We start from the raw sequence: 22,612 nt of genomic DNA, 5'->3' as shown, positions 1-22,612 counted from the left end.
AACAAAGAATGAGGAGAACCCATGTACGAAGATCGCATTCGCCGCTCGGCGCTCATGAACAAATTGATGAGCGCTGAACAAGCTGCCCTGTTATTCAAAGACGGCATGACCGTCGGCATGAGCGGTTTTACCCGCGCCGGAGACGCCAAGGCGCTGCCGGCCGCACTGGTCGAACGTGCGCGCCAGTCGCCGCTGCACCTGACGCTGCTGACCGGCGCGTCGCTGGGCAATGACAGCGATGGTTTGATGGCCAATGCAGGCGTGGTCGCGCGCCGCATGCCGTTCCAGGCCGATGCGGCGCTGCGCCGCAAGATCAATTCCGGTGAGGTCATGTTCATTGACCAGCACTTGTCCGAGACCGCAGAACAGCTGCGCTCTGGCGACCTGAAAGCGGTGGACATCGCGGTGATCGAGGCGGTGGCGATTACGCCGGATGGCGGCATCATTCCCACCATGTCAGTCGGGAACACGGCCAACTTCGTGCAGCAGGCGGACAAGGTGATTGTCGAGATCAATCTGAGCGCGCCGCTGGCGCTGGAAGGCTTCCACGATATTTATGTGCCGGGCAATCGTCCGCACCGGGGCGCGATTCCGCTGCTGACGCCCTGGCAGCGCATGGGCTGGACCTCGATTCCGGTTCATCCGGACCGCATTGCCGCCGTTGTCATTACCGATAGTCCGGACAGCCCGTCGAATGCGCTGCCGCCGGATGAAGAGACGGATGCCATTGCGCGCCACGTCATCCGCTTCCTGGAAGGCGAGGTGAAGGCAGGGCGCATGGACCCGTCGCTGCGTCCACTGCAGGCGGGCATTGGCACCATCGCCAACGCCGTGCTGCATGGCCTGATCGATTCGCCATTCCGCGACATGACGATGTACTCCGAGGTGCTGCAGGACAGCGCGATTGAGCTGCTGGACTCCGGCCAGCTGTCGATGGCATCGGCGTCGTCGATCACGCTGTCGGCGGCCATGCATGAGAAGTTCATCCACAATCTGGAGAAGTACCGCGAGCGCATCGTGCTGCGCCCGCAGGAAATCAGCAATCATCCCGAGGTGGTGCGCCGGCTCGGCATCATCGCGCTGAATACGGCGCTGGAGTTTGATATTTACGGCAATGTGAATTCGACCCACGTCGGCGGCACGCACATGATGAACGGTATCGGCGGCTCGGGCGACTTTGCGCGCAACGGCCAGCTGTCCATCTTTGTCAGCAAATCGGTGGCCAAGGATGGCGCAATTTCCAGCGTGGTGCCGTTTGCGGCGCACGTCGATCATACCGAACACGATGTCGATGTGCTGGTGACGGAGCACGGCCTGGCGGACCTGCGTGGCCTGGCGCCGCGTGAGCGTGCGCCGCTGATCATCGAAAATTGCGCCCATCCGGATTACCGCCCGCAGTTGCGCACCTATCTCGAGGAAGCGCTGCAAGGCGGCGGCCAGACGCCGCACGTTCTGGAGAAGGCCTTGTCGTGGCACGCCCGCTATAAACGGGAAGGGAGCATGCTGGTAAAATAATGGTCATCAGTATTCACTTAATATTGGATCAACATGACCATTAAAATCAGCCAGAACTTCGACTCCGGCGCCATTGAAGTGCTGCGCGCCGATAGTGCCGCCAACATCGAACTGAATCTGCGCAAGGATTCGCACGCGGACATCCACCAGTGGTTCCACTTCCGCGTGCAGGGCGCGCGTGGCCAGAAGCTCACTATGCGCTTCCTGAATGCCGGCAGCGCCACCTACGCCAAGGGCTACGAGGACTATCAGGCCGTGGCCAGCTACGACACGGAAAACTGGTTCCGCGTGCCGACCAGCTTTGATGGCGAGGTCATGACGATCAACCACGCGCCGGATACGGACAGCATCTACTACGCGTACTTCGAGCCGTATTCGTTCGAGCGCCATCTGCGCCTGCTGGGCGAAGTGGGTGAGCATCCGCTGGCCCGCGTGCATGACCTGGGCAGCACCGTGGATGGCCGCGACATGAATCTGGTGGTCATCGGCAAGCCGGAAGCGGAAAAGAAAATCTGGTTTATCGCGCGCCAGCACCCTGGCGAGTCGATGGCGGAATGGTTCATCGAAGGCCTGATCGATTCGCTGCTGGACGATGCGAACCCGATCGCGCGCAAGCTGCTGCAAAGCTGCGTGTTCTACATCGTGCCGAACATGAATCCGGACGGCTCGGTGCGCGGCAACCTGCGTACCAACGCAGCTGGCGCCAACCTGAACCGCGAATGGATGACGCCATCCGTTGAGCGTAGCCCGGAAGTACTGTACGTGAAGCAGAAGATGCACGAAACCGGCATCGATATGTTCTTCGACATCCACGGTGATGAAGCGCTGCCGTACAACTTCGTGGCGGGTAACGAGATGCTGGAGAACTTCAGCGACGAGCGCCGCGCCAAGCAGCAGGCTTTCATTGACCGCTACAAGAACGCCTCGCCGGACTTCCAGGACAAGTATGGCTATGCCGCCAGCAAGTACAAGGAAGACATGCTGACGCTGGCCTCGAAGTACGTCGGCCACCACTTCGGCTGCCTGGCGCTGACGCTGGAAATGCCGTTCAAGGACAACGCGGATCTGCCGGATGCGCACGTGGGCTGGAATGGCGCGCGCAGTGCGGCGCTGGGCGCGGCGATCCTGCAGCCTATCCTGCTGTCGCTGGGCGACTACTGATCGTGGGCGTCGAGATCGAACGCAAGTTCCTGTTGTCCGGCGATGGCTGGATGCGTCTTGGCGAGCCGGTGCATTTTCGCCAGGGCTATCTGTCGTCGAACAAGGAGCGCGTGGTGCGCGTACGCATCGAGGGCGAGCGTGCGGTGCTGACGATCAAGGGCGCCAACAAGGGAGCCACGCGCGGCGAATGGGAGTACGAGATTCCCGTCGCCGAAGCGGCTGAGCTGCTGGATGGCTTGTGCGAGCAGCCGTTGATCGAGAAGTATCGGCGCCGCATCGCGTTTGGCGGCAATGTGTGGGAAGTGGATGAGTTCCTCGGCGTGAATGCCGGCCTGGTGGTGGCGGAAATTGAATTGCAGTCGGAAGACCAGCAGTTCGACAAGCCGGACTGGATCGGCGAGGAAGTCACCAGCGATCTGCGCTACCTCAACTCCAACCTGATCAAGCACCCATACTCCGCTTGGTAAAGCAGCCGGTTTGTCCTAAGCTGTGTGGATGGACAGCGAACGACAAACCGCGCTGGAAGCGCGCTTCGATACGATACTGCCGACCTTGGCAACCAAGGCGGACGTGGAGGCGCTGCGTGCGGATATCCATAAGTGGATGGTAGGCAGCATGATCGGCCTGTTCATCGGCTTTGGCGGTTTGGCGGCCGCGATGGGGCAGTTACTCAAGCCCGTAGCTCCGGCAACGCCAGTCGTGGTACAGACTCAACCGATTCAGGCACAAGCTGTACCGCAAGCCAATCAACCGATCGTCATTTACTTGTCGCCGCCAAAATGAAAAAAGCCCCTGAAGATCAGGGGCTTTTGTTTTAGTGGAAGTGTTCCGTGCCGGCCGGTGTATCTTCCGGCATTTCGGCATGCGCCAGTTCACCGACCGGGTCGGCAAACAGGGGCGCACCGCAGTCATCGCAGAACTCCACCACATAGCGTTCGCTATGCTTTTTCACCTGCGTGACGCCAGCCGCGTTCAGGTGGGAAATGATGTCTTCCACCGGCGTCATCGGCTTTTGCACCGCGCTGAGCGCGCCAGGGCCTTCGGGCGGCATGCCTTCCTCGTCTTCCTGGCCGTACAACGGCCACACCACGCCGTAGATCACATCGGACGACGAACGCTGCGTGAAGGCCACGCGGTATTCATCGATCTGGCCGTCGGCGCTTTCCTCGCCAAAGCCGGCGATCACGGCGCGCAGTTCGGATGGCTCGACCGACAAGGTGTGCGTCAGGTAGTGCACCGCAGCGCGGATCGATACCGGGCGGATCAGCTTGTCCGCCTCGCGGCAGGCCATGTAATACGCTTCCGGCAGCAGCAGCTCGACACCGCAGCCCGGCAGCAGGCGGTTGACGGTCGGCGTTGCCTGTAAGCGCCATTGCTCCAGCGCGGCGCTGCGCTCGGCGGCAAAGCTGGCCTGGTGTTCGGGCATCTGCCAGCGGAACAGCGGTGCGCCCGCTGGCGCCACCACGGCCGCCAGCAGATAGCGCGTGTCGGCCAGGAACGGCGCCGTTTCAGGGACTTTGGTATCCGCCTTCAGTACCGTGCCTTTGACGGCGGCCTGCGCCAGCTTGTGCACCTTGCCATAGGTTTCAACGTGGCTGCGCGGCAGCTGGTCGATCGAGAACAGGGTAGGCGACATCGCCATCTGCGTGCCGTCGGCCAGCAGGTGGGCGGAGAAGTGCGCCGACAGCGTTTGCAGGATGTCCGCCGGGATCGCGCCGGAGGCAATCGCGAAGCGGGTCCAGGCCAGCAGAGGCGCGGCCACCAGCAGCACGTCAAACGGCTTGCTGACGCCGTCGGCGGTGTCGATCGAGAAGGTGCCCGATTCGCTGACCGCTTCCACGCTGTCCATCAGCACGTCATACGCGTTCAGGTCTTCCTTGAACAGCGCGTTGAGGGTGGCATCAACGGTTTCCTGGTGGCCGGTCTTCAGGAGTTTCTGGAGCTGTGCATCGAGAGAGTGTTCCCAGGCCCGCTCTTCGATACGGCTGGCCGCCTGCCCGACAGCCTGGGCGTAGGTGGCGAGGCGCTGGCTCTCGGCAGACAATTTTTGGGATGAAGCTTTTTTTAAACGACGCATCGCGCAAAGAGTCTCATTAAAAGTGAATAGAACGGATCAGTCATGCAGATGATAACCCTTATGGACCCTATTGTAGTTGATTCGGCAAACGTGCATAAAAAAACGCCCCGTGAGCGTGCGGCGGCCTGGGCCGTCGCAGCACACGGGGCGCCTTGTCTGCTGGAAGATTAAGCAGCCAGCAGCTGACGCAGCACGAATGGCAGGATACCGCCGTGCTTGTAGTAGTCCACTTCGATCGGGGTATCGATACGCAGCAGCACTTTGACTTCCTGGCTTGAACCGTCTGCACGGTTGATGACCAGGGTCGCCAGCTGTTGCGGCTTGATCTCGCCGTCCAGGCCTTTCAGGTCGTAGGTTTCCTTGCCGGTGATGTTCAGCGATTCGACCGAGTCGTTGCCGATGAATTGCAGCGGCAGCACGCCCATGCCGACCAGGTTGGAGCGGTGGATGCGTTCAAACGAGCGCACGATCACGGCTTTCACGCCCAGCAGCTGGGTGCCCTTGGCCGCCCAGTCGCGCGACGAGCCGGTGCCGTACTCTTCACCGCCGAACACCATGGTCGGGGTGCCGGCTGCCACATATTTCATGGCGGCGTCGTAGATCGACAGCTGTTCGCCCGATGGCTGGTGAATGGTGATGCCGCCTTCGACTGCGGAACCGTCGGCTTTTGGCGGGATCATCTTGTTCTTGATACGCACGTTGGCAAACGTACCGCGCATCATGATCTCGTGGTTGCCGCGGCGCGAGCCGTAGGAGTTGAAATCGGCTTTCTGCACGCCGTTTTCCTTGAGCCATTTACCGGCCGGGCCGTCTTCCTTGATCGAGCCGGCTGGCGAGATGTGGTCGGTGGTGATCGAGTCGCCAAACACGCCCAGCGCGCGCGCGCCGGTGATGTTGGGATCGGTCTCTTTCGGGGTCATCTCGAAGCCATCGAAGAACGGTGGTTCGGCGATGTAGGTCGAGGCTGGCCAGTTGTAGACCTGGCCTTCGGTCGACGATACGTTTTCCCACAGCTTGCCTGGGTTGCCCTTGACGTCGGCGTAGTTCGACTTGAACACTTTCGAGTTCATCGCAAACTTCATGAGCTTGGCGATCTCTTGCGAGGTCGGCCAGATGTCGCCCAGGTACACGTCCTTGCCGTCCTTGCCCTTGCCAACTGGCTGGGTCATCAGGTCAACCGTCATGTTGCCGGCAATCGCGTAAGCGACCACCAGCGGTGGCGAAGCCAGGAAGTTCGAACGGATGTTCGGGTGGATACGCGCTTCAAAGTTACGGTTACCCGACAGCACAGCCGACGCCACGATGTCGTTCGAGGTGATGGTCGCGTTCAGTTCCGGGGTCAGGTCACCAGCGTTGCCGATGCAGGTGGTGCAGCCGTAAGCGGTGACGCCGAAGCCCAGTTTTTCCAGGTAAGGCAGCAGGCCGGCAGCGGTCAGGTACTCGGTCACCACGCGCGAGCCAGGGGCCAGCGAGGTCTTGATATGCGGCGCCACGGTCAGGCCGGCTTCCACGGCTTTCTTGGCCAGCAGGCCGGCGGCCAGCAGCACGCTCGGGTTCGAGGTGTTGGTGCACGAGGTGATCGCGGCGATCAGCACGTCGCCGTTTTTCACGTGCACGCCATTGGTGGTGGTGTAGGTCTGGCTCAGGTCTTCCGCTTTTTTGTTGAAGCCGTTGTCCGAGGTCGGTTTCGAGAACAGTTCGATGAAGTTGTTCTTCACATTGCCGATTTCGATACGGTCTTGCGGACGTTTAGGACCGGCCAGCGATGGCGTCACGGTCGACAGGTCCAGCTGCAGTTCGCGGGTGAAGTCCAGTTCGCCAGCCTTGGCGACGCCATACATGCCTTGCGCCTTGAAGTAGGCGGCAAACGCGGCGATTTCTTCCTTGGTGCGGCCGGTGCCTTCGAAGTACTCGATGGTGGCATCGTCCACCGGGAAGAAGCCCATGGTGGCGCCGTATTCCGGCGCCATGTTGGCGATGGTGGCGCGGTCGGTCACGGACAGGGTCTGGGTGCCTTCGCCGAAGAACTCGACGAATTTGCCCACGACCTTGGCTTTACGCAGCATCTCGGTGATGGTCAGTACCAGGTCGGTCGCGGTGCAGCCTTCGCGCAGCACGCCGGTCAGGTTAACGCCGATCACGTCCGGGGTCAGGAAGTAGACTGGCTGGCCCAGCATGCCGGCTTCCGCCTCGATGCCGCCCACGCCCCAGCCGACCACGCCGATGCCGTTGATCATGGTGGTGTGCGAGTCGGTGCCGACCAGCGAATCCGGGTAGTACACGCCGTTGGCGTCCTTGTGGACGCCGCGTGCCAGGTATTCCAGGTTGACCTGGTGGACGATGCCGAAGCCTGGTGGCACCACGCCGAAGGTGTCGAAGGCTTGCATGCCCCATTTCATGAACTGGTAGCGCTCGTTGTTGCGCGAGAATTCCAGCTTCATGTTCAGGTCCAGCGCTTTCGGCTCGCGGAAGTGGTCGATGGTGACCGAGTGGTCAACCACCAGATCGACTGGCACCAGTGGCTCGATTTTCTTGGCGTTCACGCCCATTTTGTAGGCGACGTTACGCATCGCGGCCAGGTCGGCCAGCAGCGGTACGCCGGTGAAGTCTTGCAGTACAACGCGGGCGACGACGAACGGGATCTCGTCGGTACGCTCACCGGTCGCGGACCAGTTGGCGACTTGCTTGACGTGTTCTTCGGTGACTTTCTTGCCGTCGACGTTACGCAGAACGGACTCCAGCACCACGCGGATCGAGACCGGCAGGCGGGAGATTTTGACGCCCAGGCTCTTTTCCAGGGCTGGCAGCGAATAGAACTTCGCTTTCTTGCCCGAGATATTGAATTCCTTCAGCGTGTTAAGCGTGTTGTGGGACATGACCTCTCCTTCGGGTGAGTATTGTCTATTATTAAAGAAGCGTAAGCGCTGGCGCCCGTGCCGGCGCGCCGCTATCGGCACTGCGTTTATTGAATCGTGATCTTGGCGCTGGTCGGCTCATTGGCCGCCGTGGCGGCCGGGGCCGGCTTCAGCTGCTCAGCGTTGCGGCATTCATTGGCCAGCTGGCGGTTTTGTTTGGAGTCCAGCAGCATGCCTTTGGCGGGAATGCCGATCCAGATCAGGCCATACAGCTTGTTTTCAAAGCGGTTGGCGCCGGTGGTGGTGCCCACGCGCGTCAGGCGGTGCAGGCGCTTCTTCCAGCGCAGCGCGATGTGCGATTCGTCGCTGGCATTCTGATAAATGGTGATCTTGTTGCCCAGTTCGCAGTCGAAATCGACCACGGAGGAGTCGGTAATGGCAGGTTCGTCGGCTTCTTCGTCCGGCGCTTTGGCCTCGGCGGTTTTGGCGGCAGCGGCTTTCTTGGTGCTCTTGGCTGCCGCTTTCTTGACGGTTTTCTTGGCTGGGGCGTCGCCTTCCGCGTGGGCGGTGGCGGCCATGGTCAGCGAGGCCAGCGCGAGGCTGCAGGCCATGAATAATTTGGAGATCGACATCAGTTTGCTTCCTGTGGGTGTGCGGTGGAGGTGCCGTTGAACAGCGGGGCCACGGATTCGGGCAAGGTCAGCCCGGCCAGTCTGGCGCGCTGTAAAACGGTCCAATAGTATCTGTAGCTGGCGCGGTCATGCAAGCGGCCATGCTGGGAAATCGGCCCCCATTGCGCGGCGGCTGCTTCATGCAGGATGGCCGCGGCCTCGCCGACCTCGGACAGGCGCGGCGTAAAGGTCTTGATGATGGGTTTGATCTGGTTGGGATGGATGCTCCACATGCGCGTGTAGCCGAATTCGGCGGCGGCGCGCTGGGCATCGTTGGCGGCCACCGCGGTGTCCTTGATCTCGGTGGTGACGTTATGCGACGGCACCTTGCCGTGCGCGTGGCAGGCGGCGGCGATTTCCAGCTTGGCGCGCACCACCAGCGGGTGCGTGAACTGGCCCGGCGTACGCATTGCGCTGCCCGGGATGGCGCCATAGTGCGAGGAGACGAAATCCATGATGCCGAACGACAGGCACTCCACCTGGGGCAGGGCGGCAATCGCGTAGGCGTCGCGCAGGGCGCCGTGGGTTTCAATCAGCACGTGGACCGGCAGGTCCTTGCGGCCGGCCCTGGCGGCATGGGTATGAATCAGCTTGATGGCGCGCGCCACCTCGTCCACGCTGTTAACCTTGGGCAGGGCGATGTAGGCCAGGCGCTGGGCGGCGGCGCAGATGATTTCCACATCCCTGGCAAACCACGGGCTGGCAACATCGTGCACGCGGGCGCCGATGCGGTTGAATTTGTTGTCGTCGGAATTGAGCAGTTCGACGATGAGGCGGGCATGCGCCTCCTCGTTGCCGGCGCTGGCGCCGTCTTCGCAATCGAGGGTGATGTCGAACAGGGGACCAAGTTCTTGTTGCAAGGCCATCGATTTGCGCATCAGCTTTTCGGAGCCGGCGTAGTGGTCGCAAGCCGGTAGCAGCGTCGGCTGGAGATTGCCCTGGAATAAAACCTCGGATGGGTGCATGCGTGACTGGTCAGAGGGTGAAACAACCGCCGCGCTGCTCTCGGCAGCGCGGCGGGTACGGCGGATCGGTGCTTTGACCGGTTCCACTGACGGAACGAAGATTATGGCAGCAGGTGCTTGACGCCTTCGCGCTCTTCGGTCAGTTCTTTCAGGGTCAGGTTGATGCGCTCTTGCGAGAAGGCATCGATTTCCAGGCCTTGAACGATGGTGTATTCGCCGTTTTCGGTGGTGACCGGGAAGCCGAACATGGTGCCTTCAGGGATGCCGTACGAACCATCCGAAGGAACGCCCATGGTGGTCCACTTGCCGTTGGTGCCCAGTACCCAGTCGCGTACGTGGTCGATGGCAGCGTTGGCAGCCGAAGCAGCCGACGACAGGCCGCGCGCTTCGATGATCGCTGCGCCGCGTTTGCCGACGGTCGGCAGGAAGGTGTTGGCGTTCCATTCCTGGTCGTTGATCAGCTCTTTCACCGATTTGCCGTTGACGGTGGCGAAGCGGTAGTCAGCGTACATGGTAGGCGAGTGGTTGCCCCAGACGGTCAGCTTTTCGATGTCTTTCACCTGGGTGCCGGTTTTGGCAGCCACTTGCGACAGCGCGCGGTTGTGGTCCAGACGCAGCATGGCGGTGAAGTTCTTGGCTGGCAGCGATGGCGCCGATTTCATGGCGATGTAGGCGTTGGTGTTGGCTGGGTTGCCGACCACCAGGACTTTGACGTTGCGCGAAGCGACGGCATCCAGTGCCTTGCCTTGTACGGTGAAGATCTGGGCGTTGGCTTCCAGCAGGTCTTTACGCTCCATGCCTGGGCCGCGTGGACGGGCGCCTACCAGCACGGCAACGTCAACATCCTTGAAGGCGGTCATCGGGTCGGAGTGGGCGGTCATCTCGGTCAGCAGCGGGAACGCGCAATCGTCGATTTCCATCATCACGCCCTTCAGCGCCTTCTGTGCTTTCTCATCGGCGATTTCCAGCAGTTGCAGGATGACTGGTTGATCTTTGCCCAGCATGTCGCCGTTGGCGATGCGGAACAGCAGTGCGTAACCGATTTGGCCGGCGGCGCCGGTAACAGCAACACGCATTGGGGTTTTAGCCATGATGAATCTCCAAAGTGGGAAGTAAAACGTTCTTGAAGCTGGACCGGCGGCCGGTCCGGGAAACCGTAATCATACTGCAAAATTCAACGCTTATAATTATGTTCGATAAGCGTTGGCTCGGGAGTGTAGGCCTGCCACCACTATCTGTCAATCCTATCTTATGTCTTATATAAGACAGATAAGTTTGTACTGTTTTTTCTGGACGGCACTGTGTATTTGTGGTGAAATCTTGGCCTATGAGTTCCGCGCCCCCCAATCCGAATAATAATCCCACCGCTGCCAGCGCCGGTGGTGCGGGTGGCTCGTCCCCAACTTTCTCCCCTTTGTACCAGCAAATCAAGGCCCTGATCACCCAGAGTCTGCAGTCCGGCGAATGGAAACCGGGCGAACTGATCCCCAGCGAAGTCGAACTGGCCAACCGTTTCAAGGTCAGCCAGGGCACCGTCCGCAAGGCGATTGACGAGCTGGCTGCCGAGAACCTGGTGATGCGCAAGCAGGGCAAGGGCACGTTCGTGTCGACCCACCATGAGGCGCGCGCCCATTTCCGCTTCCTGCGGCTGATGCCCGACGAAGGCGTGCCGCACTACCCCGAGAGCAAGTTCATTGAAGTCAAGCGCACCCGCGCGCCGGCTGATGTGGCGCGCCTGCTGGACCTGAAGTCCGGCGATGCCGTCATCTTCATCAAGCGCGTGCAGTCGTTTGACGCGGTGCCGACCATTGTCGAAGAGCTGTGGCTGCCGGGATTGACCTTCAAGGGCCTGACCGCCGAGCGCCTGGAAGAATACAAGGGGCCGATGTATGGCCTGTTTGAATCCGAATTCGGCACGCGCATGATACGTGCCACCGAAAAAATCCGCGCAGTGTGTGCCTCCGATGGCGACGCGGCGCTACTGCATATTGCCGCCAACACGCCCTTGCTGGCGTCGGAGCGGGTCTCGTTTACGTACGGCGACAAGCCGGTTGAGCTGCGCCGCGGCTTGTATCTGACTGAAAGTCATCACTATCATAACGAGTTGAACTAAGCGAGTTGAACTAAGCGCGTTGAATTAAGCACGTTGAATTGAAGGAGACGCAGCGCAGAAAGAGGCGTGGTCACACGCCCGTAGCATTGTTGCGCTGATAATACGTTGAGCTACGGAAAGGTAGCCGGGGCCGATGTTGCCAACCACTATTTTTGTTATGTGTAACAATAGATATTGGTTATAAGAGTGGAAATCGGCGAAAATCGCAGTCTCACCAAATTTTTGTATAAGCCTGAGGAGGTCTTGTTATGTCAGAAGCCGTAAGGGAAGCCCCTAAAAAAGAACGGCCGGAGTTCCGTAACATTCATGTTACCGAGCTGTCCAACTACCGCATGCCATTGGCTGCCACCGTGTCGATCCTGCACCGTATTTCCGGTGTCGGCATGTTCGTGCTGCTGCCATTCGTGCTCTATCTCTTGCAGAACAGCCTGCGCTCCGAGATCTCTTTCGCGTACTACGAAGGTTTCGTCACCTACCCGCTGGTCAAAGTGATCATCCTGGGTCTGTCGTGGAGCTTCCTGCACCATATGTGCGCCGGCATCCGTCACCTGGTGATGGACCTGCACATCGGTCTGGATAAGCATTCGGCGCGCAAGTCGTCCGCCACGGTGCTGGTTATCAGCCTGGTGCTGACCGCACTGATCGCCCTGAAACTGTTTGGAGTATTCTGAAATGTCCATCAACGATAACGGTATCGGCCCTAAGCGCCGCGTGGTTGGCGCGTCCTACGGCATGCGCGACTGGCTGGCGCAACGCGTCACCGCAGTCATCATGGTGCTGTACACCGCCACCCTGGTCCTGGCCTTCCTGACCGGCCAGAACTTTACCTATGAAGGCTGGGCCGGCCTGTTCGCCCAGCAGTGGTTCAAACTGGTCACGGCCGTGACCCTGATCGGCCTGTTCTACCACGCCTGGGTAGGCATGCGTGACGTCTGGATGGACTACGTGAAAGCCGTTGGCCTCCGCCTCACCCTGCAAATCGCCACCATGGCCTGGCTGATCGGCTGCGCCGTCTGGTCGATTCAAATTATCTGGAGTGTGTAATCGTGGCAGCTATTAAATCTGCAATCCCTACCCGCCGCTTTGACGCGGTAATCGTCGGCGCCGGCGGCTCCGGCATGCGCGCATCGCTGCAACTGGCCGAAGCCGGCCTGAACGTGGCCGTGCTGTCGAAAGTGTTCCCGACCCGTTCCCACACCGTGGCAGCGCAGGGCGGCATCGGCGCCTCGCTGGGCAATATGGCCGAAGACAACTGGTTCTGGCATATGTTCGACACCGTCAAAGGTGGCGACTACCTGGGCGACCAGGATGCGATCGAATTCATGTGCCGCGAAGCACCGAAGGTCGTGTACGAGCTGGAACACTTCGGCATGCCGTTCGACCGTAATCCGGATGGCACCATCTACCAGCGTCCGTTCGGCGGCCACACTGCCAACTTCGGTGAGAAGGCTGTGCAGCGCGCTTGCGCCGCAGCCGACCGTACCGGCCACGCGCTGCTCCATACGCTCTATCAACGGAATGTGCGCGCCCGTACCCACTTCTTCGTGGAGTGGATGGCGCTGGACCTGATCCGCGACGCCGACGGCGACGTGGTGGGCGTGGTGGCACTGGAAATGGAAACCGGCGAAGTCATGATGCTGGAAGCGAAAACCACCATCTTCGCTACCGGTGGCGCTGGCCGTATCTTCGCTGCCTCGACCAATGCCTTCATCAACACCGGCGACGGCATGGGCATGGCGGCACGCGCCGGCCTGCCGCTGCAAGACATGGAATTCTGGCAGTTCCACCCGACCGGCGTGGCCGGCGCGGGCGTGCTGATCACCGAAGGTGTACGCGGTGAAGGCGGTATCCTGATCAACTCGGAAGGCGAGCGCTTCATGGAGCGTTATGCGCCGACGCTGAAAGACCTGGCGCCGCGCGACTTCGTGTCCCGCTCGATGGACCAGGAGATCAAGGAAGGCCGCGGCTGCGGTCCGAACAAAGACCACGTCATGCTGGACCTGCGCCACATCGGCAAGGACACCATCGAGAAGCGTCTGCCGTCGATTCTGGAAATCGGCCACAAGTTCGCCAACGTCGATGCGACCAAGGAACCAATCCCGGTCGTACCAACCATCCACTACCAGATGGGCGGTATCCCGACCAATATCCACGGTCAAGTGGTCACGCCGAACGGCGACGGCACCCAGAAAGTGGTCAACGGCCTGTACGCAATCGGCGAATGCGCCTGCGTCTCGGTGCACGGCGCCAACCGCCTGGGCACCAACTCGCTGCTGGACCTGGTGGTGTTCGGCCGCGCAGCCGGCAACCACGTGGTGGCATCGAACCTGAAGCAGAAGGAAAACAAGCCGCTGCCGAAAGACGCGGCCGACTTCGCGCTGAACCGTCTGAACAAGCTGGAAACCTCGACCGGCGGCGAAAAAGTGCAGGGCGTCGCCAACGACATCCGCGCTTCGATGCAGAAGTACTGCGGCGTGTTCCGTACCGACGACATGCTGCAAAAAGGCGTCGAAGAGATCATGAAGCTGGACGAGCGCCGCAAGCACGTCTCGTTCAAGGACAAGTCGAAAGTGTTCAACACCGCCCGCGTGGAAGCGCTGGAACTGGACAACCTGATCGAAACCGCGAAAGCCACCATCGTGTCGGCTGCAGCGCGTAAGGAATCGCGCGGCGCCCACGCCCACGATGACTACCCGCACCGCGACGACGACAACTGGATGAAGCACACGCTGTGGTACTCGGAAGGCAACCGCCTGGATTACAAGGCAGTCGTTACCAAGCCGCTGACGGTTGATACCTTCAAACCGAAACCACGTACTTTCTAAGGCTATATAACATGGCACGCACTCTCAAACTCAAGATTTACCGTTACGATCCGGACCAGGACGCCAAGCCGTACATGCAGGACGTCACTGTCGAGCTGAAAGACACCGACAAGATGCTGCTCGATGCCCTGCAGCGCATCAAGTCCGACGTCGATGACTCGCTGGCCCTGCGCCGCTCGTGCCGCGAAGGCGTGTGCGGTTCGGACGCCATGAACATCAACGGCAAGAACGGTCTGGCCTGCACCACCAACCTGAACGAGCTGACCGAGCCTATCGTGCTGCGTCCGCTGCCAGGCCTGCCGGTGATCCGCGACCTGATCGTCGACATGACCCAGTTCTTCAAGCAGTACGATTCGATCAAGCCTTACCTGATCAACGATTCGATCCGTCCTGAAAAAGAACGCCTGCAATCGCCAGCAGAACGCGAAGAGCTGGACGGCCTGTACGAGTGCATCCTGTGCGCGTGCTGCTCGACCTCGTGCCCGTCGTTCTGGTGGAATCCGGACAAGTTCGTCGGTCCTGCCGGCCTGCTGCAAGCCTACCGCTTCATCGCCGACTCGCGCGACGAAGCCACCGGCCAGCGTCTGGACAACCTGGAAGATCCGTACCGCCTGTTCCGCTGCCACTCGATCATGAACTGCGTCGATGTCTGCCCTAAGGGTCTGAACCCGAACAAGGCGATCGGCAAGATCAAGGAATTGATGGTCCGTCGCGCAATCTAAGGCGCACACGGGCGGTGGCGACTGCGCCGCCCGTTTTTGTGTAAAGTAGCATGACTATGACTGAAACAAATCACTCTGCGCATCAGTCCGACCCAGCCAACCGCGCCCGCCTGCGCTGGCGCTCCCGCCGGGGTCTGCTGGAAAACGACATCATCCTCACCCGTTTTCTCGATGCGCATGAAACCGAATTGACCGACGACGAAGTGGACGCGTTCACGCGGCTCCTCGACTTGTCGGACAATGCCCTGATGGATCTGGTACTGGCCCGTAAAGAGCCGGAAGGCGACGTCGATCTGCCGCACGTTCACGCGTTGCTGCAGCGCTTGCGCCTAGCGTAAGACACACCCAGAATTTTTGCTTTTTTTACTCGCATCATCTCTCCAAGAAGGAAGAGTCCATGAATATCTCTGATAACAAAGCCACTCTGTCGTTCTCCGATGGCAGCCCATCGGTCGAATTCCCGATCTACAAAGGCACCGTTGGTCCTGACGTCGTCGACATCCGTAAGCTGTACGGCGCGACCGGCAAGTTCACCTACGATCCAGGCTTTATGTCGACCGCAGCGTGCAACTCGTCGATCACCTACATCGACGGCGACAAAGGCGAACTGCAATACCGCGGCTACCCAATCGAACAGCTGGCCGTGAACGCCGATTTCATGGAATCGTGCTACCTGCTGCTGAATGGCGAACTGCCAAACGCGGCGCAGAAAAAAGAATTCGTCGAGACCGTCGGCAAGCACACCATGGTGCACGAGCAGATGCAATTCTTCTTCCGCGGCTTCCGCCGCGACGCGCACCCGATGTCGGTGCTGGTCGGTACCGTTGGCGCGCTGGCCTCGTTCTACCACGACTCGCTGGACATCAACGATGCCAAGCAGCGTGAAATCTCGGCCATCCGCCTGATCGCCAAGATGCCTACCCTGGTCGCCATGGCGTACAAGTACTCGATCGGCCAGCCGTTCATGTACCCACGTAACGACCTGTCGTACTCGGCCAACTTCATGCGCATGATGTTCGGTAACCCATGCGAAGAATACAAAGTCAACGACGTGCTGGTGCGCGCGCTGGACCGTATCCTGATCCTGCACGCTGACCACGAACAGAATGCTTCGACTTCGACCGTGCGTCTGGCCGGTTCGTCGGGCGCCAATCCGTTCGCCTGTATCGCTGCTGGTATCGCCTGCCTGTGGGGCCCTGCTCACGGCGGCGCCAATGAAGCGGCCTTGAACATGCTGAAAGAAATCGGCTCGGTCGAGAACATCCCGGCCTTCATCGCCCAGGTCAAAGACAAGAACTCCGGCGTCAAGCTGATGGGCTTCGGTCACCGCGTCTACAAAAACTTCGACCCACGTGCGAAGCTGATGCGCGAAACCTGCTACGAAGTGCTGAACGAACTGGGCTTGCAAGACGACCCACTGTTCAAACTGGCGATGGAGCTGGAAAAGATTGCACTGAACGACGAATACTTCGTGTCGCGCAAACTGTACCCGAACGTCGACTTCTACTCGGGCATCGTGCAGTCGGCACTGGGCATCCCGGTCTCGCTGTTCACCGGCATCTTCGCGATGGCACGTACCATCGGCTGGATCGCCCAGTGGAACGAAATGATCGCCGACCCGGAACAGAAAATCGGCCGTCCACGCCAGCTGTTCGTTGGCGCGACCACCCGCGACGTACCACCGCTGGACAAGCGTTAATCCACGGTTGTATGCAGCACAAAAAAACGGGCTTCGGCCCGTTTTTTTTCGTCCTTACGGCGAGCAATCGCTGATGGATGCGCTAACGCTGCGCCGAGACCAGCACCAGCATCGGCCGCTGCGCTTCTTCCGCCAGTGCCGGCGTGGCCGCGATCTGCTGCGCGCCCGGTCCCCATTCCTCGACATGGCGAAGTGTGAAGCCGGCGGCCATGAGCGCGTTCAAGGTGGTGCCCAAGGTCCGGTGGTACTTGCGTACGCCGTCGGCCAGCCAGTTGCTGATACGCGGGCCTTCGTTTTGATAATTGTTGACGGCCCAGGAGCGCTGGCCCTCGTCATCCGTGAGCCAGGCCTGGCGTGTCGGGCAGGTGTAAATCGGGTGTTCGGTGGAGAACACCAGCCATCCGCCCGGCTGCAGCGCATGATGGATGGCGGCCAGCAGCGGTGCGAGGTCGGGCAGGTAGTGCAGCGTTAGCGAGCTGTAGACCAGATCGAACGTTTGTGCGGGCAGTGCGAGCTGTTCGAGGTCGTCGAGCCGGTAGCTGATGCCGGCATCGTCGGTCAGCTCCCGTGCACGGGCCAGCATTTTCTCGGACAGGTCGACGCCAACGACTTCCGCTGCACCAGCGGCGCGGGCGCTGCGGCAAAACCAGCCGTAACCGCAGCCAAGGTCGATCACCCGTTTTCCTGACAGGTCCGGGAGCATGGCCTGGATTGCGGCCCATTCGGGCGCGCCATCGAGACCTCGCTGCGAGCGTGGCAGTTGCGCGTAGCCATCGAAGAAGGCTTGGTTGTCGTAGATATTCTGGGACATGATGGGTTCCTGAAGACAGCAGATGCGGCTAGGCTGTCGGCCGCGTGTTGAACGCCTGTTGATCGGCAAAGGCGCGTTGATAGGCAGGGCGGGCTTCGCCACGGGCGACGTAGGCGGCAAGGTGGGGGAATTCGTCCAGGATGCCGGATGGTCTTAGCCGGAGCAGCACCGAAACCATCATCAAGTCACCCGCGCTGAACGCGCCATCCAGCCAGTCGGCATCACCGAGACGTGCGGAAAGCTGATTGAGACGTTGGCGGATGCGGTCTGCAATCAACGGCATACGCTCTTTGCTCCACGGCTTGTCGCCTTCCTGGAACTTGGCGGTGACGATTTCCAGAATCGGCGGCTCCACGGTGTTGAGGGCGGCAAAAATCCAGGTGACCGCGCGGGCGCGGGCATTGGTGTCATCCGGCAGCAAGCCTGGATGGTGCGAGGCGATGTGAAAAATGATGGCGCCGGACTCGAACAGCGCCAGCTCGCCTTCCTCGTAGGTCGGGATCTGGCCAAAAGGGTGGAGATGCAGATGCGCCGGCTCCTTCATCGCAGCAAACGACACGGGCCGTACTTCGTAGGCCAGACCGGCTTCTTCCAGCGCCCACCGTACGCGCGTGTCGCGCGCCAGTCCCTTGCCGCCATCGGGCGAGCGTTCAAATGCAGTAATCGTGATCGTCATGCTGGTCTCCTGGTGCGATGGCACGCCGCCATCCTGACATGACGACGTATGACTTAGCGCGAAATCGACACGGCGCTATCAAAGTGCAGCATGTGTTCGACGTGGACCTTGATTTCGTTGTTGAGGCTGGCAAACGCCTTGCGCAACGCGCGCGCGGACGCCTCGCCGATGCCGCCCACAGTAATGCTGTGCTCGTAACAGCCGCCACGACGCAGGATAAGCCATTTGTCGACGCGCGCGTGTGAACTTTTCAAGGTCGATTCCAGCTGGCCGGCGACCGGTTCGCTGGCGCCCAGCAGCAGATGAAAGGTGTGGGTCATGCGGAACTGGTTGTGCAGTGCGCTGACGTTGTCGTGGGAGTGGGCGGTAAGAGTCGTCATGGTTTCTCCAGAAAGCTTGGCTCGATTCGGAGCAAACCATGTGCGCCCGCTTCGTTGCCGTTAATAGGCCGCATCGCCGTAAAGGCTTCCACCTTGCCCGGGTAGGCAGGTTGGCGTCGGATAACCGACTCTTGATGCTAAATAATTTACAACAGATTAGCTCGAACAAAATCCGCTATAAAGAACTGGTGTTCAATATAGCGGAAATTTCCTGATGAGGCAATAGGCCGGTGCGCGCTACGCCGGTATCTGCAGCGAGGCGTCTATGCAAAGCCGCACAAACGCCTGGTAGCGGTTTGCCGCTTTGCCAACAACAGGCGTCTGGCGCTGGCGTTGATATTCCTGATAGAAGAAGGCCGCCAGGTCGGATCTGGATTCCAGGAAGATTTTAATGAGGCCTTCGGCCGCCTGCTTGTTGCCAACCCAGAGTGCAATGTCGAGCGCCCAGTCCGGAAACCGGGTGATCTCCGGACGCGCAAGCAGATGGGTGCTGAGGCTTTCCATGGACGAGCAGGCATCGAACGCGGGAAGCACGATACCGCGCACAGTCTCGATCATGCTCTGGATTTCGTCGGCGCGGGTGTGTGCATCCACCAGCTGCCATTTCAGATAAGTGTGCGCCGGGCCCAGATAGCCGGCTTGCGTGGTCCAGACGGTGGCGCTGTCCGTCACGCCATGGTTTATTTGACGCCACTTTTCCAGCGCAGCGGACTTCACCTGGGCGTGCATGGCAACGGCAACATGATGGCCGGAGGTGTTGGCGCTGTCGGCCTGAAACGACACGATCTGGGTGAATGGGCCGGCCTTGCGTGAAAACCGCAGTCCGCTTTTTGCCCACTTGAAGCCGTCGGCGGCAAATGCTGCGGCAACGGCGCTGCAGCTGTCGAGCACCACGTCACCCACCAGTTCGGTTCCTTCAGGCACGGCCTGGAATCGCCCCGCGTGGCTGCGGCCGCGTGACTCGGTGATATCTTGAACGTGGTCGTCCAGTGAGGCTAGTTTCTTTGGCATGGCTGTCACGACTCCCGGTGGCGGCGGTCCGGGCGCAGCACCAGCAGCCACCAGCCCAGCACGCCCAGCGTCAGCTGAGGCAGGTTGTACAGGAATTTATCCAGCGTCACATCGCGCCGCTGCGGCCAGGCGCTGCTGGCGGTTTCGGCGATGATATTGGTGTGGTAGAAGCAGGCCGCCAGCAGGAACAGCGCGGCGATGCCCCAGATGGACGGCAGGCTGGTGATGCGGTGGCGCAGCAGCGCCGCAAACGGGTACACGAGCACGCAGCAGAACGTATAGGCAAACAGATTGGCGGGCAGGTTTGCCAGATCGGCGTGCGGCAGCACGACAGGCACGGCGCATATCGCCACGCCCAGCATGACAGCCAGGACAGGATGCGCCCGTTCGGGCCAGGAAGAGAAGCGAGTAGTCATCTGATGGTGCGCAGTGGAAGGAGCACCATTGTAGTGCTACTTTTCCTGGTCGAGCAGGGCCTGGATTTCTTCACGTTCTTTTTTGCTGACGTGACCGCCGCGCAGGGCGGCCAGCACCAGCGCTTTGCCTGAGCCGGCAAAGGCTTTCTGGATCAGGTCCTTGAGCAGGTTGGTCTGGACGGAGTCCTGCTCCTGTACCGGCGCGTAGACGTGGGCGCGCTGGCTTTCATCGCGCGCCAGCAAGCCCTTGGTGTGCATCACTTGCAGCACGCGCAGCACGGTGGCGTAGTTCATGTCTGGACGCGTTTCCAGAGCGGCTTCGTGCACTTGCCGCGCGGTGGCGGGGCCGAGCGCGAACAGCAGGCGCAGCATCTCCAGTTCGGAGGCGGTCGGTTTGGGCAGGTTAGCGGTACTCATGGATGTAGAATAAAATATCTAGAATGGATTGTCTAGCTGTTCTTGGATGCGGGCGAAGCGTGGCTGGCCTTGCTGGCAGGCGGCTTGCAGTTCACGCAGCGCGGCTGGCGCGGCGTCGCAGCGGTCCAGCAGTTCTTCCAGCAGCTTGCCGAAGGCGCGCACTTCCAATGTCTGCATGGCGTCGGCCTGCGGGCCGGCGGCGTCGTAGAAGGAGGCGGCGCCAAAGTCGCCCAGCAGCGTGTGGCCGTGGTCGTCGTGCAGGATGTTGTGGGCGTACAGGTCGCCGTGCATGATGCCGTGGCGGTGCAGTTGCGCGGCGGCGGAGGCGATGGCGCGCGCGATCGCCAGCGCCGCCGGCAGGCCGAAGCGCTTGCCGGCGGCGTAGATGTCGCGCGTGCAGCTGTCCAGGCTTGGCGGGCCGGCCAGATTGTGGAAGGCGGGATCGATGAGCGCCATCACCAGGCCGTGGGTGGCGTCGGGATGGTCTGCAACGTGGCCGAGCACCGGGATCAGGTTCGGATGCGCACCGGCGCCGAGACAGGCCGCCATTTCGCTGAGCGGCGAGCCGTCGCTGGTCATGGCGGCGCGGAACAGCTTGACGGCGACTGGCTGGGCGGCGCCGGCGCCACGCTGCCAGTCGGCGCGGTGGATGATGCCGGAGGCGCCTTCGCCCAGCTTGTCGCGCAGCGTCAGCGCGGACCACGGGATGGCGGCGGACGGCGTGTGCACCAGTGTGTCTTCCAGCTGGTCGCACAGCGGATTGCCGGCATAGGCCAGCCAGGTCAGGCGCGGCAGCGACAGCAGCCAGTCCGGCAGCGCGTTCAACTGGTTGCTGGCGATGCGCAGCAGTTCCAGCTTGTGCAACTGGGCCATGGACGCGGGCAGCGCACGCAGGCGATTCCCGGCCAGCATGAGCTTTTGCAGCAGCGGGCGTTCGCCCAGGGCCGCAGGCAGTTCTTCAATCGCGTTATCGGTCAGCACCAGCCAGCGCAACGCAGCGGGCAGGGCGGCGGCGGGCACGTGGCGGATGCGGTTGGCCTTGAAGCCGACCATGGTCAGCGCCGGGCACTTGCCCAGCACTGCGGGCAGTTCTTCAAACAGATTGTCCGAGCAGAAAATGATGCGCAGCTTGTGCAGCCGGTGCAGATCGTCCGGCAGCGCGCCCAGGGCATTGCCGGAGAGGTCGAGAATTTCCAGGCTGTCGGCCAGCGCGTAGATCTCGCGCGGGAATTCGGTGAGGCCGCAACGCAAGGTCAGGCGCGTGATGCCTGCCAGCGCGCCGCTGCGCAACTGCTCAAGGGTGTGCATGGGAAGAGGGGATAAACAACGACGGCGCAGTGTATCACTTCACCGCCGCTGTCGCCGCCTCGTCTCAGCGCATTACCACTTCACCACTTCATTTCGCCCTTGGCGACCTTGGCGCCGATTTCCAGCGCAACTGGCAGGCCAGCGTTGGGATACAGCTGCTGCATGCGCGCGATCAGCGCGGATGAATCGGCGGCCTTGGCCGTTTCGCCTTCAAACTTGATCAGGTAGTCGCGGGTGTAGCTGATGCTGTCTGGCGTCAGCGGTACGCCTGGCGTGAAATGGCCCGGTACCACGGTCACCGGCTTCAGCGCGGCGATGCGGTCCAGCGTCGACAGCCACTGCTTGCGCGATTCCGGCGTCTGACTATCGGCAGTCCATACGTGTAGGCCGTTGAATACATCGACGCCGCCGACCACGGCCTTGATCGATGGAATCCAGACGTATTCGCGGGTGATGTCCAGTTTCTGGCCTTCCAGCGTGATGCTGTTGCCTTTGAGTGGCTGCGGCACGATGACTTCGTGCGGTGCGTTCTCTTTCAGGATCGGACCCCAGTGGGCGACTTTGGCGACTTTCTTGCGTTCGATGCCGGCGATGACGTCTGGCAGGGCGACGATTTTCGCGTCCGGGAAGGCGGCGTGGATCACGTCCAGGCCGAAGTAGTAGTCCGGGTCGTCGTTGCTGATGTAGACGGTGGTCAGGTGCTTGCCGCCGGCCTTGATCTTCTCCACCAGCTTGACCGCCTCGCCGCGCGAGAACTGGGCGTCAATCAGCACGGCGTCCTTGGCGCCACTGACGATCACCGAGGCGACCGGCATGATTGCAGCTTCACCGGGATTGAAGACGTCCAGGTGCAGCGGCGCGGCGTGAGCGCTGATGGCGGTGGCGAGGGCGGCGGTCAGTATCACTTGTTTGAACATGGTTCACTCCAGAAAAGTAAGAATGGCGTTATCTTAAATTTCTTATTCCGACAGAAAAATACGCTATTCTGCG

Annotated in this window: 24 protein-coding genes and 1 riboswitch; of the genes, 11 read left to right on the top strand and 13 right to left on the bottom strand. The window is 61.0% G+C overall.

Features of this window, described 5'->3' with window-relative positions:
* Positions 1-21: 21 nt before the first annotated feature.
* Genes scpC through BUA36_RS01915 form a run of 4 tightly spaced genes read left to right on the top strand, consistent with a single transcriptional unit; the run spans position 22 to position 3,459 of the window.
* On the top strand, positions 22-1,515 hold the full coding sequence (scpC, locus tag BUA36_RS01930) for a succinyl-CoA:acetate CoA-transferase ScpC (protein ID WP_072780884.1): 1,494 nt from the start codon (positions 22-24) through the stop codon (positions 1,513-1,515).
* A gap of 33 nt (positions 1,516-1,548) precedes the next feature.
* Complete coding sequence (locus BUA36_RS01925; RefSeq protein ID WP_072780882.1) at positions 1,549-2,676, top strand: M14 family metallopeptidase; 1,128 nt, start codon at positions 1,549-1,551, stop codon at positions 2,674-2,676.
* Positions 2,677-2,678: 2 nt separating this feature from the next.
* Positions 2,679-3,143 (top strand): CYTH domain-containing protein, encoded by a 465-nt coding sequence (locus tag BUA36_RS01920; RefSeq protein ID WP_072780881.1) that lies wholly within the window; start codon positions 2,679-2,681, stop codon positions 3,141-3,143.
* 28 nt (positions 3,144-3,171) lie between these two features.
* On the top strand, positions 3,172-3,459 hold the full coding sequence (locus BUA36_RS01915) for a hypothetical protein (protein ID WP_072780879.1): 288 nt from the start codon (positions 3,172-3,174) through the stop codon (positions 3,457-3,459).
* Positions 3,460-3,490: 31 nt separating this feature from the next.
* Here the strand turns inward: BUA36_RS01915 and BUA36_RS01910 are convergent, their stop codons facing one another.
* From BUA36_RS01910 to BUA36_RS01890, 5 genes are all read right to left on the bottom strand, one after another.
* The gene (locus BUA36_RS01910; protein ID WP_072780878.1) at positions 3,491-4,753 is read right to left on the bottom strand and encodes a DUF2863 family protein; all 1,263 of its coding nucleotides are present in this window, start codon (positions 4,751-4,753) and stop codon (positions 3,491-3,493) included.
* 167 nt (positions 4,754-4,920) lie between these two features.
* Positions 4,921-7,629, bottom strand: a complete 2,709-nt coding sequence (gene acnA / locus BUA36_RS01905) for an aconitate hydratase AcnA (protein ID WP_072780876.1) — start codon at positions 7,627-7,629, stop codon at positions 4,921-4,923.
* Positions 7,630-7,715: 86 nt separating this feature from the next.
* Complete coding sequence (locus BUA36_RS01900) at positions 7,716-8,240, bottom strand: hypothetical protein (RefSeq protein WP_072780875.1); 525 nt, start codon at positions 8,238-8,240, stop codon at positions 7,716-7,718.
* Positions 8,240-9,244 carry an HpcH/HpaI aldolase/citrate lyase family protein gene (locus BUA36_RS01895; protein WP_072780874.1) on the bottom strand — a complete coding sequence of 335 codons (1,005 nt, stop codon included), beginning with the start codon at positions 9,242-9,244 and terminating at the stop codon, positions 8,240-8,242. Before BUA36_RS01895 ends, BUA36_RS01900 begins: the two co-directional genes overlap by 1 nt.
* Positions 9,245-9,345: 101 nt before the next feature.
* Positions 9,346-10,335 carry a malate dehydrogenase gene (locus BUA36_RS01890; RefSeq protein ID WP_072780873.1) on the bottom strand — a complete coding sequence of 330 codons (990 nt, stop codon included), beginning with the start codon at positions 10,333-10,335 and terminating at the stop codon, positions 9,346-9,348.
* 236 nt (positions 10,336-10,571) lie between these two features.
* Between BUA36_RS01890 and BUA36_RS01885 the strand changes: the two genes are divergently transcribed.
* From BUA36_RS01885 to gltA, 7 genes are all read left to right on the top strand, one after another.
* A complete protein-coding gene (locus BUA36_RS01885; RefSeq protein WP_072780872.1) occupies positions 10,572-11,357 on the top strand; it encodes a GntR family transcriptional regulator in 786 nt (261 codons plus the stop codon).
* 248 nt (positions 11,358-11,605) lie between these two features.
* Positions 11,606-12,028, top strand: a complete 423-nt coding sequence (sdhC, locus tag BUA36_RS01880) for a succinate dehydrogenase, cytochrome b556 subunit (protein ID WP_072780871.1) — start codon at positions 11,606-11,608, stop codon at positions 12,026-12,028.
* A 1-nt stretch (position 12,029) separates the two neighbouring features.
* Positions 12,030-12,401 carry a succinate dehydrogenase, hydrophobic membrane anchor protein gene (sdhD, locus tag BUA36_RS01875; RefSeq protein ID WP_072780870.1) on the top strand — a complete coding sequence of 124 codons (372 nt, stop codon included), beginning with the start codon at positions 12,030-12,032 and terminating at the stop codon, positions 12,399-12,401.
* Positions 12,402-12,403: 2 nt separating this feature from the next.
* A complete protein-coding gene (gene sdhA / locus BUA36_RS01870; protein WP_072780869.1) occupies positions 12,404-14,182 on the top strand; it encodes a succinate dehydrogenase flavoprotein subunit in 1,779 nt (592 codons plus the stop codon).
* 11 nt (positions 14,183-14,193) lie between these two features.
* Positions 14,194-14,904, top strand: coding sequence for a succinate dehydrogenase iron-sulfur subunit (locus tag BUA36_RS01865; RefSeq protein WP_072780868.1), 711 nt, complete (start codon positions 14,194-14,196; stop codon positions 14,902-14,904).
* A gap of 56 nt (positions 14,905-14,960) precedes the next feature.
* The gene (locus BUA36_RS01860) at positions 14,961-15,242 is read left to right on the top strand and encodes an FAD assembly factor SdhE (RefSeq protein ID WP_072780867.1); all 282 of its coding nucleotides are present in this window, start codon (positions 14,961-14,963) and stop codon (positions 15,240-15,242) included.
* Positions 15,243-15,301: 59 nt separating this feature from the next.
* Entirely contained in the window at positions 15,302-16,603 is a 1,302-nt protein-coding gene (gene gltA, locus BUA36_RS01855) for a citrate synthase (protein WP_072780866.1), read from the top strand.
* Between the two features lie 82 nt (positions 16,604-16,685).
* On the opposite strand, the gene BUA36_RS01850 is transcribed toward gltA, so the two are convergent.
* From BUA36_RS01850 to BUA36_RS01815, 8 genes are all read right to left on the bottom strand, one after another.
* Positions 16,686-17,414 carry a class I SAM-dependent methyltransferase gene (locus BUA36_RS01850; protein ID WP_072780865.1) on the bottom strand — a complete coding sequence of 243 codons (729 nt, stop codon included), beginning with the start codon at positions 17,412-17,414 and terminating at the stop codon, positions 16,686-16,688.
* 28 nt (positions 17,415-17,442) lie between these two features.
* On the bottom strand, positions 17,443-18,090 hold the full coding sequence (locus BUA36_RS01845; protein WP_072780864.1) for a glutathione S-transferase family protein: 648 nt from the start codon (positions 18,088-18,090) through the stop codon (positions 17,443-17,445).
* A gap of 53 nt (positions 18,091-18,143) precedes the next feature.
* The gene (locus BUA36_RS01840) at positions 18,144-18,470 is read right to left on the bottom strand and encodes a hypothetical protein (RefSeq protein WP_072780862.1); all 327 of its coding nucleotides are present in this window, start codon (positions 18,468-18,470) and stop codon (positions 18,144-18,146) included.
* 40 nt (positions 18,471-18,510) lie between these two features.
* Positions 18,511-18,613: riboswitch (SAM-I-IV-variant riboswitch) on the bottom strand.
* Positions 18,614-18,707: 94 nt separating this feature from the next.
* Entirely contained in the window at positions 18,708-19,481 is a 774-nt protein-coding gene (locus tag BUA36_RS01835; protein ID WP_139260326.1) for a hypothetical protein, read from the bottom strand.
* Positions 19,482-19,486: 5 nt separating this feature from the next.
* The gene (locus BUA36_RS01830) at positions 19,487-19,897 is read right to left on the bottom strand and encodes a hypothetical protein (RefSeq protein ID WP_072780859.1); all 411 of its coding nucleotides are present in this window, start codon (positions 19,895-19,897) and stop codon (positions 19,487-19,489) included.
* Positions 19,898-19,933: 36 nt separating this feature from the next.
* On the bottom strand, positions 19,934-20,314 hold the full coding sequence (locus BUA36_RS01825) for a BlaI/MecI/CopY family transcriptional regulator (protein WP_072780858.1): 381 nt from the start codon (positions 20,312-20,314) through the stop codon (positions 19,934-19,936).
* Between the two features lie 18 nt (positions 20,315-20,332).
* Positions 20,333-21,622 (bottom strand): leucine-rich repeat-containing protein kinase family protein, encoded by a 1,290-nt coding sequence (locus BUA36_RS01820; protein ID WP_072780856.1) that lies wholly within the window; start codon positions 21,620-21,622, stop codon positions 20,333-20,335.
* 80 nt (positions 21,623-21,702) lie between these two features.
* Entirely contained in the window at positions 21,703-22,539 is an 837-nt protein-coding gene (locus tag BUA36_RS01815) for an MBL fold metallo-hydrolase (protein WP_072780854.1), read from the bottom strand.
* Between the last annotated feature and the right edge of the window lie 73 nt (positions 22,540-22,612).

Origin of the sequence: Duganella sacchari, from assembly GCF_900143065.1 — a bacterium.
GTDB lineage: Bacteria > Pseudomonadota > Gammaproteobacteria > Burkholderiales > Burkholderiaceae_D > Rugamonas > Rugamonas sacchari.
Note: the sequence above shows the minus strand (reverse complement) of the source record. Positions and strands in the feature narration are given on the sequence as shown.